General features: G+C 70.9%; 14 protein-coding genes. 4 read left to right on the top strand and 10 right to left on the bottom strand.

Annotated elements, in window-relative coordinates:
• Positions 1-67: 67 nt before the first annotated feature.
• Both Q9R08_RS10710 and Q9R08_RS10705 read left to right on the top strand, forming a co-directional pair.
• Positions 68-991 carry a Bax inhibitor-1/YccA family protein gene (locus Q9R08_RS10710; protein WP_308867992.1) on the top strand — a complete coding sequence of 308 codons (924 nt, stop codon included), beginning with the start codon at positions 68-70 and terminating at the stop codon, positions 989-991.
• A 158-nt stretch (positions 992-1,149) separates the two neighbouring features.
• The gene (locus tag Q9R08_RS10705) at positions 1,150-1,581 is read left to right on the top strand and encodes a hypothetical protein (protein WP_308867991.1); all 432 of its coding nucleotides are present in this window, start codon (positions 1,150-1,152) and stop codon (positions 1,579-1,581) included.
• Positions 1,582-1,728: 147 nt separating this feature from the next.
• Here Q9R08_RS10705 and Q9R08_RS10700 read toward each other — a convergent pair whose 3' ends face one another.
• On the bottom strand, positions 1,729-4,698 hold the full coding sequence (locus Q9R08_RS10700; RefSeq protein WP_308867990.1) for a S8 family peptidase: 2,970 nt from the start codon (positions 4,696-4,698) through the stop codon (positions 1,729-1,731).
• A gap of 414 nt (positions 4,699-5,112) precedes the next feature.
• On the opposite strand from Q9R08_RS10700, the gene Q9R08_RS10695 reads away from it, so the two are divergent.
• Together Q9R08_RS10695 and ligD are read left to right on the top strand one after the other, a co-directional pair.
• The gene (locus Q9R08_RS10695) at positions 5,113-5,448 is read left to right on the top strand and encodes a helix-turn-helix domain-containing protein (protein WP_308867989.1); all 336 of its coding nucleotides are present in this window, start codon (positions 5,113-5,115) and stop codon (positions 5,446-5,448) included.
• Positions 5,449-5,500: 52 nt separating this feature from the next.
• Complete coding sequence (ligD, locus tag Q9R08_RS10690; RefSeq protein ID WP_308867988.1) at positions 5,501-6,739, top strand: non-homologous end-joining DNA ligase; 1,239 nt, start codon at positions 5,501-5,503, stop codon at positions 6,737-6,739.
• A 10-nt stretch (positions 6,740-6,749) separates the two neighbouring features.
• Here ligD and Q9R08_RS10685 read toward each other — a convergent pair whose 3' ends face one another.
• The 9 genes from Q9R08_RS10685 to Q9R08_RS10645 all read right to left on the bottom strand — a co-directional run bounded on the left by Q9R08_RS10685 (position 6,750) and on the right by Q9R08_RS10645 (position 16,161).
• The gene (locus tag Q9R08_RS10685; protein WP_308867987.1) at positions 6,750-7,343 is read right to left on the bottom strand and encodes a ClpP family protease; all 594 of its coding nucleotides are present in this window, start codon (positions 7,341-7,343) and stop codon (positions 6,750-6,752) included.
• The gene (locus Q9R08_RS10680; RefSeq protein WP_308867986.1) at positions 7,340-7,984 is read right to left on the bottom strand and encodes a ClpP family protease; all 645 of its coding nucleotides are present in this window, start codon (positions 7,982-7,984) and stop codon (positions 7,340-7,342) included. Before Q9R08_RS10680 ends, Q9R08_RS10685 begins: the two co-directional genes overlap by 4 nt.
• Positions 7,985-8,142: 158 nt before the next feature.
• Positions 8,143-9,561 (bottom strand): glycosyltransferase, encoded by a 1,419-nt coding sequence (locus tag Q9R08_RS10675; RefSeq protein WP_308867985.1) that lies wholly within the window; start codon positions 9,559-9,561, stop codon positions 8,143-8,145.
• 97 nt (positions 9,562-9,658) lie between these two features.
• The gene (guaA, locus tag Q9R08_RS10670; protein ID WP_308868480.1) at positions 9,659-11,278 is read right to left on the bottom strand and encodes a glutamine-hydrolyzing GMP synthase; all 1,620 of its coding nucleotides are present in this window, start codon (positions 11,276-11,278) and stop codon (positions 9,659-9,661) included.
• Positions 11,279-11,283: 5 nt separating this feature from the next.
• Complete coding sequence (locus Q9R08_RS10665) at positions 11,284-11,784, bottom strand: DUF3817 domain-containing protein (RefSeq protein WP_308867984.1); 501 nt, start codon at positions 11,782-11,784, stop codon at positions 11,284-11,286.
• Positions 11,785-11,867: 83 nt separating this feature from the next.
• Positions 11,868-12,674, bottom strand: a complete 807-nt coding sequence (locus Q9R08_RS10660) for an SURF1 family protein (protein ID WP_308868479.1) — start codon at positions 12,672-12,674, stop codon at positions 11,868-11,870.
• Positions 12,675-12,778: 104 nt separating this feature from the next.
• The gene (locus Q9R08_RS10655; RefSeq protein WP_308868478.1) at positions 12,779-13,897 is read right to left on the bottom strand and encodes a GuaB3 family IMP dehydrogenase-related protein; all 1,119 of its coding nucleotides are present in this window, start codon (positions 13,895-13,897) and stop codon (positions 12,779-12,781) included.
• A 196-nt stretch (positions 13,898-14,093) separates the two neighbouring features.
• Positions 14,094-15,782, bottom strand: a complete 1,689-nt coding sequence (locus tag Q9R08_RS10650) for an ABC-F family ATP-binding cassette domain-containing protein (RefSeq protein WP_308867983.1) — start codon at positions 15,780-15,782, stop codon at positions 14,094-14,096.
• A 94-nt stretch (positions 15,783-15,876) separates the two neighbouring features.
• Positions 15,877-16,161, bottom strand: coding sequence for a DUF2277 domain-containing protein (locus tag Q9R08_RS10645; protein WP_308867982.1), 285 nt, complete (start codon positions 16,159-16,161; stop codon positions 15,877-15,879).
• Positions 16,162-16,189 lie beyond the last annotated feature (28 nt).

Below are 16,189 nucleotides of genomic sequence, written 5' to 3'. Positions count from 1 at the left end.
CCCGTCGGATAGTGTTGATCAACAGCATCGTGCTGGGATTCCCTTGACATTGGAGTGTGAGAGAGCAGTGGCCCTCAACAACCCCGCGTTCAACAGCCCGGCCTTCCAGGACCCGAAGGCCGTGCAGACCTACCCCGGCGGTTCGCAGGCGGCGAACCTGGGCTCACAGACGCAGTTCGCGACGGCGCAGCGCGCAGGAACGGATGCCGCCTCCCAGGCCCACCTCGAGGGCATGTACGCCGCCCCGCCGGCCGGCTCCGTCGAGACGGGCCGCATGACCGTCGAGGACACCGTCTGGAAGACGCTCGGACTGTTCGCGGTCCTCATCGTCGGCGCCGTCGCCGGCTGGGTGTGGACCATGGCGGGCGTCACGCCGGCCAACCCGAACCCCTCGATCGCCCCGTGGGCGATCGGCGCGCTCGGCGGCTTCGTCCTCTCGCTGGTCGTCATCTTCACGTCGCGCAAGAAGATCCGCCCCGCGCTGATCTTCGGCTACGCCGCCTTCGAGGGCCTCTTCGTAGGCGGCATCTCGGCCTTCTTCGAGATGATGTTCGAGGGCATCGTGCTGCAGGCGACCCTCGCGACGCTCTCGGTCGTCGGCGTCACGCTCGCCCTGTTCGCCAGCGGCAAGATCCGCGCGTCGAAGCGTGCGACGAAGATCTTCCTCATCGCGATGGTCGGCTACCTCGTGTTCTCGCTCGTGAACATCGGACTCATGCTGTTCAACGCGCCCATCGCGGGCGGAGCGTTCGGCATGCTGAGCAATCAGAGCCCGCTCTTCGGCATCCCGTGGGGCGTCCTGATCGGCGTCTTCGTCGTCATCATGGCGGCGTACTCGCTCGTGCTGGACTTCGACAGCATCCAGCAGGGGGTGCGCAACGGCGCTCCCCGACAGTACGGGTGGCTCGGTGGCTTCGGCATCATGGTCACCGTCGTGTGGCTCTACGTCGAGATCCTCCGCATCATCGCGATCGCGCGCAGCAGCAGCTGACACACCTCGCTCACGAACGGCCGCCCGGATTCCGGGCGGCCGTTCGGCGTTTCGCCTCGTGCGCCCGGCAGCCGGGAGCCTGCCGTGCATCGCGTCGAGACGCTATCCGCGCCCGCAGACCACGCCTAGGCTGAAGCCGATTCGAGGAGTGACATGTCATGGCCCGGCGTTCTGCGATTCTCGGCATCGCCGTGCTGCTGTGCCTCACCGGCTGCGCAGGAGGACCGATGACCGAGCCGACACCCTCCGAGCCCACGTCCTCCGAGCCGACGCCCTCGGCGCACACCCGTCCACCCTTCGCAACGACGCCGCGCGGCCCGATCGCCCCCACCGGTGAACCCGCCATCGTTCCGCCCGCCCGCTGGGACGCGATCGTCGCGGATCTCGCCGCACGAGGCGTGACGGGGACTCCGGAACTCAAGTCCGCGCACGCGGTCACCTGGAACAACGGCGCCCTTGGCTGCCCGTCGCCCGGCGTCTCGTACACGCAGGCGCTCGTCGACGGCATGCGCGTCGTCGTCTCCGTCGACGGCACGACCTACGACTACCGCTTCGGCACCTCGGACAGCCCCAAGCTCTGCACGCGGTGACGCCTGGGCGCACCGCTGAGGGCGCCTCACGGTCAGCGCTGCGCCGATGGATGCCGCGGCACCGGCATCGGGCATCCGTCCCGGCGGCACGCACGAAGTGGCGCCCCGCCTTTCGACGGGACGCCACTTCTGATCGTGCTGCGCGGGCTACTTGGCCTTAACCAGGATCGCCTCGTCCTTGCCTGCCGCGTTGTCGGTCACGACGACCATGACGCCCAGCGGGTTCTGCTCGGCGAACGCCGCGGCGCTCACGTCGACCGGCACCGGGACAGTGCCGCCGACGGGCACCGACACGAACTGCCCGTTCGTGAGAGCCGGGGCCCACGGGTCGTAGGTCGCGGTGCCGTCGATGGCGTCCGAGCCGTCGTTGACCGACGAGAAGCTCTGCACCGTGTAGTCGAACGCTCCGGCCGCGAGGCCGAGGTCGCTCGCGACCACCGGCAGCAGGATGGTGCTGCTGTCGGTCGGCGCCGAGGCGTTGAATCCCGTCGCGAGGGTCTCGCCGGTCGCCACCTCGTAGGCGAACACCTGCGAGATGCCGTTCGCGTCGCCGGCCGTGACGAGCCCGCCGTCGGCCGAGAACACGATCCACTCCGGCTCGCCGTCCCGGTTCGTGTCGATGACGACGTCGAACTCGTTCGCTGCCGCGTTCGACCATCGGTTGTGCGTGCTGACCGCGAACACCAGCAGCTGGTCGCCGCCGATGTCGAACGACTGCACGCCGGCGGCACGCAGGTCGTAGCCGGTGTCGGTGAACGACTTCGGCGCGTCCTTCTTGTCCTCCAGGCCCCACGTGTAGAAGTCGGCATCGGCGGCCATGGCGCCGGCCCGGTTCTTGAGCGTGACCTGCACCTGGCCGTCGACCGGTTCGCCCCTCTTCGTGACCTTGAGGTCACCCGCGGCCGAGACGTCGCTCGTCGCGCGAGGCACGAGCAGGTACGGGACCCGCAGCGTGTCCGCCGCCGACGACGAGAACAGCACGTCGCCCGAGAACTCGTAGAACGCGAAGCCGCCCGCGGTCGAGCTGCCGACAGCGGTCGCGGGAGCGGTCAAGGTGACGGTCACCTTGGCGGTGCGACCCGCCGGGACGGTGACCGAGCTCGGACTGACGTTGACCGTCGCGGCCTCCGACTGCGCGGATGCCTCGACGCCGACGTTGTACGTCACCGGCTCGGTGCCGTAGTTCGTCAGCAGGACCGTCTTCTTGCCGTCGAACGTGCGCGAGCTCTCCTGGAAGCCGAAGCTCAGCGCGGCCTCGCGGAGTCGACCGTTCTCGGTCTTGAACGCGTCACCGGTCGCGGTGACCTGCTGGTTCACGACCTGAGCGGGGTCGACCAGACCCACACCGCCGCGCACCAGGTTCTGGCCCACGACCTCTTCGGGGTCGGCCGTCGACACGATCACCGAAGCGACCTCGCTGGCCTTCCACGTCGGGTGCGCCTGGACGGCGAGCGCCGCGACGCCTGCCACGTGGGGAGCCGCCATCGACGTGCCCGAGATGGTCGCGGATCCGCTGCCGGTCCCGACGCCCGTCGAGACGATCGAGACGCCCGGAGCGGCGACGTCCACGCCGAGGGCGCTGTCACCGCTGCGCGGACCGCTCGAGCTGAACGACGCGTACCCGCGGAAGCCGGGGTTCGCGAGGTCCGCAGGCGTCACCGTCGCCGGCGCGCCGTCGACGAGCTTCGGGCCGTCGGACGCCCGGACGCCGAGGAACGGAATGGTCACCACGTACTCCTCGCCCGTGTCGGGGTTGGAGGTGATCTCGCCCTCGAACGGCGGGTAGTCGTTCGTGGTGTTGATCATCACGGCAGCCGCCGCTCCGGCCTGCTGGGCGAAGATCGCCTTCGCGACACGGGCGCAGACACCGCGCGTCGAGACCGCGAGCTGGTTGCCGCCTGCGGTCACGCCGGCGTGCTGATACGCCTCGACCGAGCAGCCCAGCGCCTCGTTCTCATCCGCGGTGGCGGGGTCGTCGGTCAGACGGACCACCGTCATGCCCGGCAGGCCGGTCAGGACCGCGCCGTTGGCGTTGATCGCGGGGATCGCGACTCCGTTCACGGTGATCTCGGCACCCGGGAAGGACTCCGTGCTGTCGACCGCCGATACCGAGATGGCACCGTCACCGTTGCCGGCGAGGTACGGGCTCGGGCCCTCGTTGCCCGCGGACTTCACGACGATCACGCCGGCGCCGATGGCGTTCGAGACCGCCACCTCGTCGGGGTCGTCAGCGCGGCCGAACGGCGAGCCGAGCGACATGTTGATGACGTCCATGCCGTTCTCGACGGCCCAGTCGATGGCGGGCACGACCACGTCGGTCGAGCCGCCGCAGCCGAAGACGCGGAGCGCGTAGACATCGGCCTGCGGCGCGACGCCCGGGCCGATCGTCCACTCGGCCGACGCCGTCGACGCGTCGTACGGACCGGTGTAGGTCTCACCGTCGGCGGTGACGCCGCTGCCGGCAGCCGTGCCGGCGACGTGACTGCCGTGCCCGTTGCAGTCGAGCGGGTTGGCGTCGGGCATCGGGACCGGCTGGTAGTCCTCGGATGCCGGGTCCGCGTTGTACGAGTCGCCGACGAAGTCGTAGCCGCCCTTGACGCGGGGCGCGTTCGGACCGAACTGCGCCGGGTCGGCGGGCTGCGCTTCGGCGGCGTTGGCCGCGGCGTATGCCTCGGGCGTTCCGACGCCGCCGAAGTTGGCGTGGGTGTAGTCGACGCCGGTGTCGATCACCGCCACCTTGATGTTCTCGCCGGTGTAGCCCGTGTCCTGCCACACCTGCGGAACGCCGAGGAAGGGCACCGACACGGCGTTGTCGAGCGTGTAGGTCTTCACGGCGTGAACAGCGACGACGTTGGGCAGGGCCGCCACGGCGTCGACCTGATCGGCGGGGAGGGTCGCCTGGATGCCGTTGTAGGCGGACTGCATCGTCGCCGCGACGTCGCCGTCCTTGCTCTCGATGGATCCGACCACCGCGTCCTGCGCGGACTTGAGCGTGTTCTTGATCGCTTTGCGCTCGGCCGCGGAGAGGTCGCTGCCCTTCTTCGCCTGGGCGACGGCCACCGGGTCGCCTGCCATCTCGACGATGACGGTGACGCGCCCGTCGGCGCCCACGCTCATCGGGCGAACGGTCGTTCCGACCGCGCCCTTCGTGTCTGATTTCTCGAATCTCGACGATGGATCGTCGTCTGGAGTGGCAGCCATCGCTGCGGTTGGTGTGGCGATCGCCAGCGCGAGCGCGCCGACAACCGCCAGAGAGCGTCGGATCACGGGGGAGCCTTCTTTCTGCATGCACGAGAAAAATCGCGGTACGGGCGGCACGCTATGTGCGAATTCTCAAAAGGTCAACAGAAAGCTCTCAGGATGAGCAGACCGCGCAGTGGCGGGGGTCCGGCGCTCACGAAAACAGCTCATCATCCCGCACCGCGAGCCGACCGACCGCGCGGACGCCCGCAGGACCGGTGGAGAGGTCGCCCGTTCTGCTCTGAGCGGAACACCGTCGAGCGCTCCGCGCGCGCGTTCTATCGTGAGCGCATGGCCGAGATCATCCCGCTGCCGACGAAGGCGCGTCCCTCTCGTGAGCCCGAGCCGCTCTGGCGCGACGCGCTGGGCGAGCGCCTCCGCCGCCTCCGGAATGAGCGCGGCGAACGCCTCGCCGACACCGCCGATCGCGCCGGAGTCTCGCCCCAGTACCTCTCCGAGATCGAGCGCGGCCTCAAGGAGCCGTCGAGCGAGATGATCGCGGCCGTCGCCGGGGCTCTCGAGGTGACGCTGATCGAGCTGACGGCGGGCGTCGTGGACGATCTCCGCTCGCGCGCCGCCGAGCGTGCGGTGGTCGGATGCCGCGCCACCTACGCCCTCGCCGCCTGAGTCGTCCCCCTCTCCCCTGGCCGATGTCCCGGGGCGTCGCTAGCCTGGCCGGGTGACGCCCGCGAAGTCCGAAGCCGAGACCCTCGAGATCGAGGGGCACGAGGTGCGCATCTCGAGTCCGGCCAAGATCGTCTTTCCCGCGCAGGGGATCACCAAGCTCGACATCGTCCGGTACTACCTGGCCGTGGCCGAGGGTGCGCTCCGTGGCGCGGGCGGCCGGCCGATGGTGCTCAAACGCTTCCCCAAGGGGATCGACGCCGAGCCGTTCTTCCAGAAGCGCGTCCCCGACAACCACCCCGACTTCATCGACACCGCGACCCTCCAGTACGCGCGGGGCACCTCCGCTGAAGAGGCCGTGATCCGGGATGCCGCGGGCCTCGCGTGGGTGATCAACCTCGGGTGCCTCGACCTCAACCCGCACCCCATCCGGGCCGAGGATCTCGACCACCCCGACGAGCTGCGCATCGACCTCGACCCGATGCCGGGCGTGGACTGGTCGCAGATCGTCGACGTCGCGTTCGTCGCCCGCGAGGTGCTCGACGACGTGGGACTCGTCGGCTGGCCGAAGACGAGCGGATCCCGTGGCATGCACATCCTGGTGCGCATCGCGCCGCAGTGGGACTACAAGCAGGTGCGGACCGCGGCCGAGACGCTCGCGCGCGAGGTCGAGAATCGCGCACCCGGGCTGGCGACCGCGCGCTGGTGGAAGGAGGAGCGCGGCGAGAGCGTCTTCGTGGACTTCAACCAGAACGCCAAGGACCGCACGGTGGCCTCCGCGTATTCGATCCGTCCGCTGCCCGACGCGCGGGTGTCGACGCCACTCGACTGGGACGAGGTCCGAGAGCGCCGGCCCGACGAGTTCACCGTGCTCACGGTGCCGCAGCGGTTCGCCGATCTCGGCGACCCGCACGCCGGCATCGACGACGCCGTCGGGACCCTCGACGGACTGCTGCGCCTCGCCGACGAACTAGGTCCCGCCGAGAAGCCCCCGCGCGGCGGCGACGGCTCGGGCCGGCGCCAGTCCACGATGCCGCTCATCGAGATCGCCCGCACGAAGGCGAAGTCGGAGTCGATCGCCGCCCTCGATGAGTGGACCAAGCGGTACCCCACTGTCGCCGCGCAGCTGCATCCCGCCGATGTGCTCATCGACGGGATGCGCGGCTCGAGCTCGCTCTGGTACCGCGTGCGGGTGAACCTTCAGCACGTACCCGAGGCCGAGCGCCCACCTCAGGAGGACCTGATCGCCGACTACGACCCGTGGGAGGGAAAGGTCTGGCCCGGCTTGCAGTGACGGCGCATGCTCACCTGCCGACCCGCTCGAGCACGTGGTCGGCGAGACCGTAGGCGACGGCATCCGTCGCCGTGAAGACACGGTCGCGATCGGTGTCGACCCGCAGTCTGGCGGCATCCTGTCCGGTGTGGCGGGCCAGGATCTCCTCGACCTCGCCGCGCACGCGCACGAGCTCGTCGGCCTGGAGGATGAGGTCGGGTATCGCGCCCCTCCCCTGCCCCGCCGGCTGGTGCAGCACGATGCGCGCGTGCGGCAGCACCGAGCGCTTCCCCGGCGCGCCCGCGGCCAGCATCACGGCGCCGACGCCGATGGCCTGCCCGACGACCGTGGTCGCGACATCGGGCCGCACGTGCTGCATCGTGTCGTACACCGCCAGCATGGCGGCAGGGTCACCGCCTTCGCAGTTGATGTAGAGCTGGATGTCGCGCTCGGGACTGTCGGCGTCGAGGTGCAGCAGCTGCGCGATCAGGGCGTTCGCGACGCCGGCGTCGATTCCGGTGCCGAGGTAGACGACGCGCTCGGTGAGCAGCTGCGAGTAGACGTCCATGATGCGATCGCCGCGCGGATGCTGGGCGACCACGTTCGGGATCGTGTACGAGCTCATGCCGCCACCTCCCTCGTCGCCGTCGCCTCTGCTCCCACGCCGAGGCCCGCGGGCCGACGGCGTCGCGGGACGACCTGGGCGAAGTCCTCGACGATCCCGTCGATGAACCCGTAGTCCTGCGCCTCGGCGGCCGTGTACCACCGGTCGTGCAACGAGTCGTCGAAGATGCGGTCGATGCTCTGCCCGGTGTCCTGTGCGATCAGGCCGAGCACGGTGTCGCGCATGTGCCGCAGGTCATCTGCCTGCACCTCGACCTCGACGGCCGACCCGCCGATGCCGGCGGAGCCCTGATGCATGAGGATGCGGGCATGGGGCAGCGCGCGCCGCTTGCCCTTGGCGCCTGCCGACAGCAGGAACTGCCCCGCGCTGCACGCGAGTCCGAGCGCGAGGGTCGCGACGTCGTTGGGGATCAGGTTCATGACGTCGCGGATGGCGAGCATCGAAGGCACCGAGCCTCCTGGTGAATGGATCCACAGGGCGATATCGGATGCCTCGTCCTCGGCCGCGAGCGCAAGCAGCTGCGTCGCGATCAGGGTGCCGTTGTCGTCGTCGAGGGGACCGTCGAGCACGAGCACGCGCTGGTGGAACAGCTCGCGACGCGCCTCGGCCCCGAACTGGGGAATCTTGCCTTCGTCTGCCATGACCCCAGCCTGCGCGGCCGCGTGAGCGCCGGCATCCGTTTCCGCTCGCGGCGGCTCTGCCGTCAGCGGAGCGCGTGGGGGCCCAGTAGTCCCTGAGCCATCGTCGACGTGGGCTGGATGCAGGCGGCGCGCCGGGCGTGCCGCACGTAGAGCGCACGTCAGCCGGGGTGGGATGACCCTCTGGTGCGACGGGACGGCCTCTCCACCGCCGAACGCAGCGCGGCGACCAGCGCCGGCCGCACCGCGTCCGCGGTGAAGGCAGCGGCCGCGGCACGCGCCCGCGACGACAGTTCGGCGCGGCGTGCGTCGTCCTGTAGGAGCGCGATCACTGCCTCAGCCAACGCGTCGACGTCCGCGGGGGGCACAAGGATCCCGGCGTCGCCGACCGCCTCCCTCGGTCCGTACCGGACGTCGGTCGACACCACCGGCAGCCCGCGCGCGAGCGCCTCGGCGATCGACAGGCCCTGTCCTTCGAACGCGGTCGAGGTGGCGAAGAGCGCGGCGCGGTCGAAGATCGCGTCGCGGTCGGCCGTCGCGCCGTGGAGGGTCACCGACGCCGCGAGACTCAGCTCCTCGATCAGCCCCTGCAGCTCCTCCCGCAGCGGACCGTCGCCGTAGACGTCGAGGCGGGCGTCGGGCAGCGCCGCCGCCACCCGCGCCCAGGCGCGGATCGCGAGGTCGACGCGCTTCTGCGGTGCCAGGCGGTTGAGCATCACGACCCGGCGCGGATCGCGGGACGCCGCAGCGGGAGGTTCCGTGCCGAGCTCGATCGTGTTCGGGACGACGTGGAAGGTGCCCGGGTCGCCGAACCGCTCGGCGACCTCGTCGCGCTGCGCGGCCGTCGGGAACAGGACGGCGTCATAGCGGTCGACCGTCGAGAGCCAGCGCTGCCACATGCCGGTCACCGGTGCGTCGGGGTCGTCGTGGGGGGCCGGCAGGTGGGAGTTGTGGACGGTGTGCACGAGCCGGACGCGCGGGTCGTCCCACTCGGTCATCGCCTCGCCGATCTGACGCGACTCGAAGATCACGACCAGCATCCGCTCGGGATCCCCGGCGGCCGTGCGCCGCTCCTCGGCGAGGTGGGTCAGCCACGCGGCGTACAGGCTGCGGAACCCGCGGAGGACGCGCTCGCCGCTCGGCGCGTGCGCGATGATCGCGGCATCCGAGAGATGCCATGTCGGGTCGTCCCGGAACACCGGCAGCGACACGATCGGCCCGCATGAGGGTGAGGTCACCTCTCGATACTCGACGCCCGGCTCGCGAGCGCCGTCTTCGGCGGGCTCACCGGCCGCGAAGAGCCAGGAGGGATCCGCGACGATGTCGTCGAAGAGGTTGCGGGCCGACGCGGTGCGCTCGAGCAGACCCGCGTCGACGAACGCCTGCCGCTGGGCGGCGTGCACCTCCGGTGAGGCCCCGTCGACGCTCAGCTGAAGCGGGTCCCGCGCCCCTGCGGATGCCAGCAGCCGCAGCCGGGTCGGGACGGCGACGGCGAAGCCGCCGTCCAGCCCCAGCGCGACGCGGCTGCCGACCAGCACGTAGTCGGCATCGGGCAGCGTGTCGTCGGGGGCGGCAGTCACGCGTCCATCCTCGCGCACGTGTCCGAAGAGCCGGCGCCCGTACGGCCGGGAGAATGCAGTGACGCCCCGGACCCGAAGGTCCGAGGCGCCCGCTGGATCACTCCCACTCGATGGTCCCCGGCGGCTTCGAGGTCACATCGAGAACGACACGGTTGATCTCCCGCACCTCGTTGGTGATGCGGTTCGAGATCTTCGAGAGCACGTCGTAGGGCAGACGCGTCCAATCCGCCGTCATCGCGTCTTCGGACGACACCGGACGCAGCACGATCGGGTGGCCGTACGTGCGGCCGTCGCCCTGGACGCCGACCGAGCGCACGTCGGCGAGCAGCACGACGGGGCACTGCCAGATCTCGCCGTCGAGGCCCGCCTTGGTCAGCTCTTCCCGGGCGATGGCGTCGGCATCGCGCAGAATCTCGAGACGGTCAGCGGTGACCTCACCCACGATCCGGATGCCGAGGCCGGGGCCCGGAAACGGCTGGCGGGCCACGATCGCCTCGGGAAGGCCGAGCTCGCGGCCGATGGCGCGCACCTCGTCCTTGAACAGGGTGCGCAGCGGCTCGACGAGCTCGAACTGCAGGTCTTCGGGGAGGCCGCCGACGTTGTGGTGCGACTTGATGTTCGCGGTGCCGGTGCCGCCGCCCGACTCGACCACGTCGGGGTACAGCGTGCCCTGCACGAGGAAGCGGATGGGCTCGCCGTCGGCAGCCGCCTCGGCGACGAGGTCGCGCTCGGCCGCCTCGAACGCACGGATGAACTCGCGGCCGATGATCTTGCGCTTCTGCTCGGGGTCGCTCACGCCCTCGAGTGCCGACAGGAACTGCTCGCGCGCGTCGATCGTGATGAGGCGCACGCCGGTCGATGCGACGTAGTCGTTCTCGACCTGCTCCCGCTCGCCCTTACGCAGCAGACCGTGGTCGACGAAGATCGCCGTCAGCTGGTCGCCGACGGCCTCGTGGACGAGCGCGGTCGACACAGCGGAATCCACGCCGCCCGAGAGGGCCGAGATCACGCGGCCCGAGCCGATCTGCGCGCGGATGCGCTCGACCTGCTCGGCGATGACGTTGCCGCTGTTCCAGTCGGCGGCGAGGCCCGCGGCCTTGTGGAGGAAGTTCTCGATGACGTTCTGCCCGTAGTCGGAGTGCTTCACCTCGGGATGCCATTGCACGCCGTAGAGGCGGCGCTCGTCGCTGCCGAACGCCGCCACCGGGGTGGCGCTCGTCGATGCGAGGACGTCGAAGCCCTCCGGCGCCTTGGCGACCTGGTCGCCGTGGCTCATCCACACGTTCTGCTCGACCGGCTGGCCGCCCAGCAGCACGCCGCCGTCGCCGGTGACCGCGGCATCCGTCGCCCCGTACTCGCGGAGTCCGGTGTGGGCGACCTCGCCGCCCAGCGCCTGTGCCATCACCTGGAAGCCGTAGCAGATGCCCAGTGTCGGCAGCCCGAGGTCGAAGACGCCCGTGTCGAGCGCCGGTGCCCCCTCTTCGTACACCGACGAGGGACCGCCCGACAGGATGATGCCGACCGGGTTCTTCGCGGCGATGTCGGCCGCGCTCGCGGTGTGGGGAACGATCTCGCTGTAGACGCCCGCCTCGCGCACGCGGCGTGCGATCAGCTGCGCGTACTGAGCGCCGAAGTCGACGACGAGGACGGGACGCTGCTCGGTGGCCGCAGCCGGCTCAGAGGAGGTCTGGGCCTCGGCCGCGGCAGAGGATGGCAGTTCGGTCAACGCTTGTTCTCCGTCGGGATCGCTTGAGTGAGGGACGAGTGCTCGGCGCGCGAGTGCAGCTCAGCGGCTTCGCGCTCGTACAGGTAGGTCTTCACCTCGCGCGCGACGCGTGCCTCCATGAAGAAGGACAGCAGCGGCACGATGCCGCCGGCGGCCAGCATGGCCAGGCGGCCGAGGTTCCAGCGCATGAGGCTCCACACGCGGAAGCACGAGACCAGGTAGACGACATAGAACCAGCCGTGGGCGACGAGGATGCCGAGCGACAGGTTGAAGCCGTCGCCCGTCGACTCGAGGCCCGAGGCGGTCTCGACGACCGGCGCGAACCACAGGAACCCGCCGGAGCCACCCAGGAAGAGCTCGTAGCCGACCGCGTACTTGGCGATCATCTCGGCCACCAGCAGGAGCAGCATCGTGCCCGTGATGATGGAGCAGACCTGGTAGAACTTCAGGGCTCCGCGGATCGCCGGAAAGGAAGCGAGCTTCGGGGCGCGGGGCATGACCCCAGTCTACCCGCGGGATTCCGCCGCGACCGTCGGGGCCGGGAGCCGCCCGGGCGCGCGCGGACCGGGCAGCTGTGAAGTCAGGATGCCGAGGGCTCCGGCTCGTCGCCCGGCTCGCGGCGAGCATCCTCGAAGTCCTCGATCTCCTTCTCCCAGGCATCCTTCGCCAGGCGGTACCAGAGATAGAACGCGAATCCGGCGAACACCGCCCACTCGAGCGCGTAGAAGATGTTGAGCCAGTTGATGCCCGACCCGTCCGCGGGCGCCGGAGAGGAGATCGCGTCGAGGCCGGCGGGGGCGTCCACGGACGCCAGGTACGGTCGGTACACGAAGAGCCCCGAGACGTCGTGCCACTGCCCCAGCAGCGCGGCGGGCGACATCCGTGTCAGCGTCTGCGGGTCGGCGCCGCGCGGCGGCAGCACCGGTCCCTCGTCCGAGATCAGGCGTCCCGTCACCTCGATGGTGTCACCCGCGGCCGCCCCGGTCTCGAGATTCTCGATGGCCGCGCGGGCGTCTTCCTCGGTGGCGGCCCACCCCAGCGCCACCGCGATCGATGTCGGGGCGGAGGTCTCGGTGCGCGTCGGGTCGATGCGCAGCTGACCGGTCACCCAGTAGCCCTCGACGCCGTCGTTGAACCGGGACGTGACGATGACGAAATCCTCGGGCACCCATCGCCCCGCGGTCTCGACCCGCTGACCCACGAGCGGCTCGGGGAGGTACTCGCCGGGTGCTGCGACGTCGGCGAGCTCCTGGACCTCTTCGGTCGCACCGGGCGGCAGCGGATTCGTCTGCACCGCCCGACCCAGCTGCCACTGCCCGAGCCACGCGAACACGGCCGCGACGACCAGGCACAGCAGCAGCATCCCGATCCATCGCGGGCGCAGCATCACCTCGCGCAGCGTCGGCGGGAAGACCTCGGGCGCGAGGTCCGCCGCACCGTCCGGGCCCTGGCCGCCGTCGCGAGATTCGGGCCGCTCGGTCATGGCATCCGTCATCCCGCGGCGTACGGCGCGACGACGACCTCGACGCGCTGGAACTCCTTGAGGTCGGAGTATCCCGTCGTGGCCATCGACTTGCGCAGCGCGCCGATGAGGTTCGCGGTGCCGTCCGCGACCGGTGCGGGCCCGTACAGGACCTCCTCCAGCGAGGCCACCTGGTCGACCTTCACGCGGCGCCCGCGGGGCAGCTTGGCGTGATGCGCCTCGGGGCCCCAGTGGAAGCCCCGGCCCGGGGCGTCCGTGGCGCGCGCGAGCGCGACGCCCAGCATGACGGCATCAGCGCCCATCGCGATCGCCTTGACGATGTCGCCCGAGGTTCCCACGCCGCCGTCCGCGATGACGTGCACGTAGCGTCCGCCCGACTCGTCGAGGTAGTCGCGGCGCGCTCCGGCGACATCGGCGACCGCGGTGGCCATGGGGGCGTGCAGGCCCAGGGTGGCACGCGTGGTCGACGCCGCTCCCCCGCCGAAGCCGACCAGCACGCCGGCGGCGCCGGTGCGCATCAGGTGCAGCGCGGCGGTGTAGGTCGACGCCCCGCCGACGATGACCGGCACATCGAGGTCGTAGATGAACTTCTTGAGGTTGAGCGGCTGATCGACGCTCGACACGTGCTCCGCCGACACCGTCGTGCCGCGGATGACGAACAGGTCGACGCCGGCAGCGACGACCGTCTCGTACAGCTCCTGCGTGCGCTGCGGCGTGAGCGCGCCGGCCACGGTCACGCCGGCGGCGCGGATCTCGGCCAGGCGGTCGCGCACGAGCTCTGGCTTGACCGGCTCGGCGTAGAGCTCCTGCATGCGGCGGGTCGCGGCGGTCTTGTCGAGCCCGGCGATCTCGGCCAGCAGCGGCTCCGGGTCGTCGTAGCGCGTCCAGAGACCTTCGAGGTCGAGCACGCCGAGCCCGCCGAGCTGACCCAGCATGATCGCCGTGCGCGGGCTGACGACCGAGTCCATGGGTGCGCCCAGCACCGGGATGTCGAAGCTGAACGCGTCGATCGTCCACGTGGTCGAGACGTCCTCAGGGTTGCGCGTGCGCCGCGAGGGCACCACCGCGATGTCGTCGAACGTGTAGGCGCGACGCGCGCGCTTGGCCCGGCCGAGCTCGATGTCCATGCTCACCCGACCAGCCTACCCGGCGGGCTTCGCGCGGCCGGATCCCACCAGATGCGTACGGTTTCCGGGGTTTTGGCGTACCGCGTTCGTCTGGGGCGCATGCGATGCGCCCCAACCGGGCCCGATGCGCCCCGAACGCGGCAGAGGGAGAGACGGGGTGGGGACGGATGCCGCGGGCCGGCGGCATCCGCCACCCCTAGCGCGCCCGCGCGACGCGGGTCTCGTCCCAGACCGGCTCGCCGGACTCGAACACCCGGCCGTCGGAGCCGAACACCAGGAAGCGGTCGAAGGACTTCGCGAGCCACCGGTCGTGGGTGACGGCGAGCACGGTCCCCTCGAAGCGGGCGAGCGCGTCCTGCAGCGCCTCCGCAGAGACGAGGTCGAGGTTGTCGGTCGGCTCGTCCAGGAGCAGCAGGGTCGCGCCCGAGAGCTCGAGCAGCAGGATCTGGAACCGCGCCTGCTGGCCGCCCGACAGGCTGTCGAACGTCTGCTCGGCCTGGCCGACGAGGCCGTAGCGATCGAGCGCGCTGCTCGCCGCCTCGCGCGGCAAGCCGGAGCGTGCGTCCTCGCCGCGGTGCAGGATGTCGAGCAGCGTCTTGCCGTCGAACTCGGGATGGCGGTGGGTCTGCGCGAACCAGCCGGGCACCACACGCGCGCCGAGGATCGCCCGCCCGGTGTGCGCGACCGGATCGAGCCCCGCACCCGTCGTCGTCAGGTGCCCCAGCCGACCGTCCGGATCGGTGCCGCCGCGCGCGAGCAGCCGCAGGAAGTGCGACTTGCCGGAGCCGTTGGAGCCGAGCACCGCCACCCGGTCGCCGAACCACACCTCGACGTCGAAGGGCCGCATCAGGCCGGTGAGCTCGAGCTGCTCGGCGACGACCGCGCGCCGCCCGGTGCGCGCGCCGCGCAGGCGCACGTCGAGGTCCTGCTCCCTCGGCCGCTCCTGCGGCGGGCCCGCCTCCTCGAACTTGCGCAGGCGCGTCTGGGCCGCGCGATAGCGCGACGTGAACGTGTCGTTCGCGGTGGCCTTCACCTTGAGCGTCGCAACGAGCTCTTTGAGCTTGACATGCTGCTCGTCCCAGCGCCGGCGCAGCTCGTCGAGTCGCGCCATGCGGTCGTCACGAGCACGGTGATAGGTGCCGAACCCGCCGCCGTGCACCCACGCGGTGCTGCCTGCGCCGCCGACCTCGAGCGTCACGATGCGGTCGGCGGCGCGCGCCAGCAGCTCGCGGTCGTGCGACACGAGCAGCACGGTCTTCTGCGTCTCGCGCAGGCGCTCCTCCAGCCACCGCTTGCCCGGCACGTCGAGGTAGTTGTCGGGCTCGTCCAGCAGCAGCACCTGGTCGGGTCCGCGCAGCAGCGCCTCGAGCGCGAGCCGCTTCTGCTCCCCACCCGACAGCGTCGTCAGCTCGCGGAACCGGGCACGCGAGAACGGGATGCCGAGCGCCGCCGTGGTGCAGGTGTCCCAGACGGTCTCGTACTCGTAGCCGCCCGCCTCGGCGTAGTCGGCGAGCGCCCCGGCGTACCGCATCTGCGTGTCGAGGTCGTCGCGCTCGATGATGGCCGCCTCGGCGTCCTCCAGCTCGCGCGCGGCGCGGCGCACGCGATCGGGTGCGACGGCGATCAGCAGATCGTGGACGGTCTGTCCCGGCCCGCCGTGGCCCACGAACTGGTCCATGACCCCGAGTCCGCCGTCGATCTGCACGACTCCGCCGTGCGCCGAGATCTCGTCGCGGATGATCCGCAGCAGGGTGGTCTTGCCGGCCCCGTTCTGCCCGATCAGCGCGGTCGTCGAGCCCTCGCCGACGCGGAACGAGACCTCGTCGAGGAGCGGCCGGCCGTCCGGCAGCGCATACGAGACGGCGGCGATGTCGATATAGCCCACGGTGTTCCCTGTCTGCTCCGGTGCGGCATCCGTCGCCGATCAGGGAGCCGACCAGCCTATCTCAACCCAGGCGCAGGGAAGACGGGTGACGCGCTCAGGCGGCCGGGGCGGCGTACCGGCCCGACCTGATCGCCCGCTCCCGCGCCTTCGCCGCCTCGACCTCGCGGTTCTTGGGCGGCGCCGTCGCGACGAGGTCGTCGAGCAGGTGCTGCGTGATGTGGGCGATCTCGTGGACGGCGCGGTCGAACGCCTCCTGGTTCGCCTTCGAGGGCTTCGTGGTGCCCGCGATCTTGCGCACGTACTGGAGGGCGGCCGCGTGCACCTCGTCGGAGCTCGCCGCGGGCTCGAAGTTGTGGAGCGTGTGGATGTTCCGGCACATGCCCCCGACGATACGCCGCGGCTCTGAC

Source organism: Microbacterium psychrotolerans (assembly GCF_031085295.1).
Classification (GTDB): Bacteria; Actinomycetota; Actinomycetes; order Actinomycetales; family Microbacteriaceae; genus Microbacterium; species Microbacterium psychrotolerans.
The sequence above is the reverse complement of the archived record's forward strand: the minus strand, read 5'-3'. Positions and strand labels throughout refer to the sequence as shown.

Coding starts and splice junctions, on each gene's coding strand:
- Q9R08_RS10660 (WP_308868479.1), bottom strand. CDS start 12,674: ATGCTGCGCCCGCGATGGATCGGGATGCTGCTGCTGTGCCTGGTCGTC.
- Q9R08_RS10705 (WP_308867991.1), top strand. CDS start 1,150: ATGGCCCGGCGTTCTGCGATTCTCGGCATCGCCGTGCTGCTGTGCCTC.
- Q9R08_RS10680 (WP_308867986.1), bottom strand. CDS start 7,984: ATGGCAGACGAAGGCAAGATTCCCCAGTTCGGGGCCGAGGCGCGTCGC.
- Q9R08_RS10655 (WP_308868478.1), bottom strand. CDS start 13,897: ATGGACATCGAGCTCGGCCGGGCCAAGCGCGCGCGTCGCGCCTACACG.
- Q9R08_RS10700 (WP_308867990.1), bottom strand. CDS start 4,698: ATGAGCGTGGGCGCCGACGGGCGCGTCACCGTCATCGTCGAGATGGCA.
- Q9R08_RS10685 (WP_308867987.1), bottom strand. CDS start 7,343: ATGAGCTCGTACACGATCCCGAACGTGGTCGCCCAGCATCCGCGCGGC.
- Q9R08_RS10645 (WP_308867982.1), bottom strand. CDS start 16,161: ATGTGCCGGAACATCCACACGCTCCACAACTTCGAGCCCGCGGCGAGC.
- Q9R08_RS10695 (WP_308867989.1), top strand. CDS start 5,113: ATGGCCGAGATCATCCCGCTGCCGACGAAGGCGCGTCCCTCTCGTGAG.
- Q9R08_RS10665 (WP_308867984.1), bottom strand. CDS start 11,784: ATGCCCCGCGCCCCGAAGCTCGCTTCCTTTCCGGCGATCCGCGGAGCC.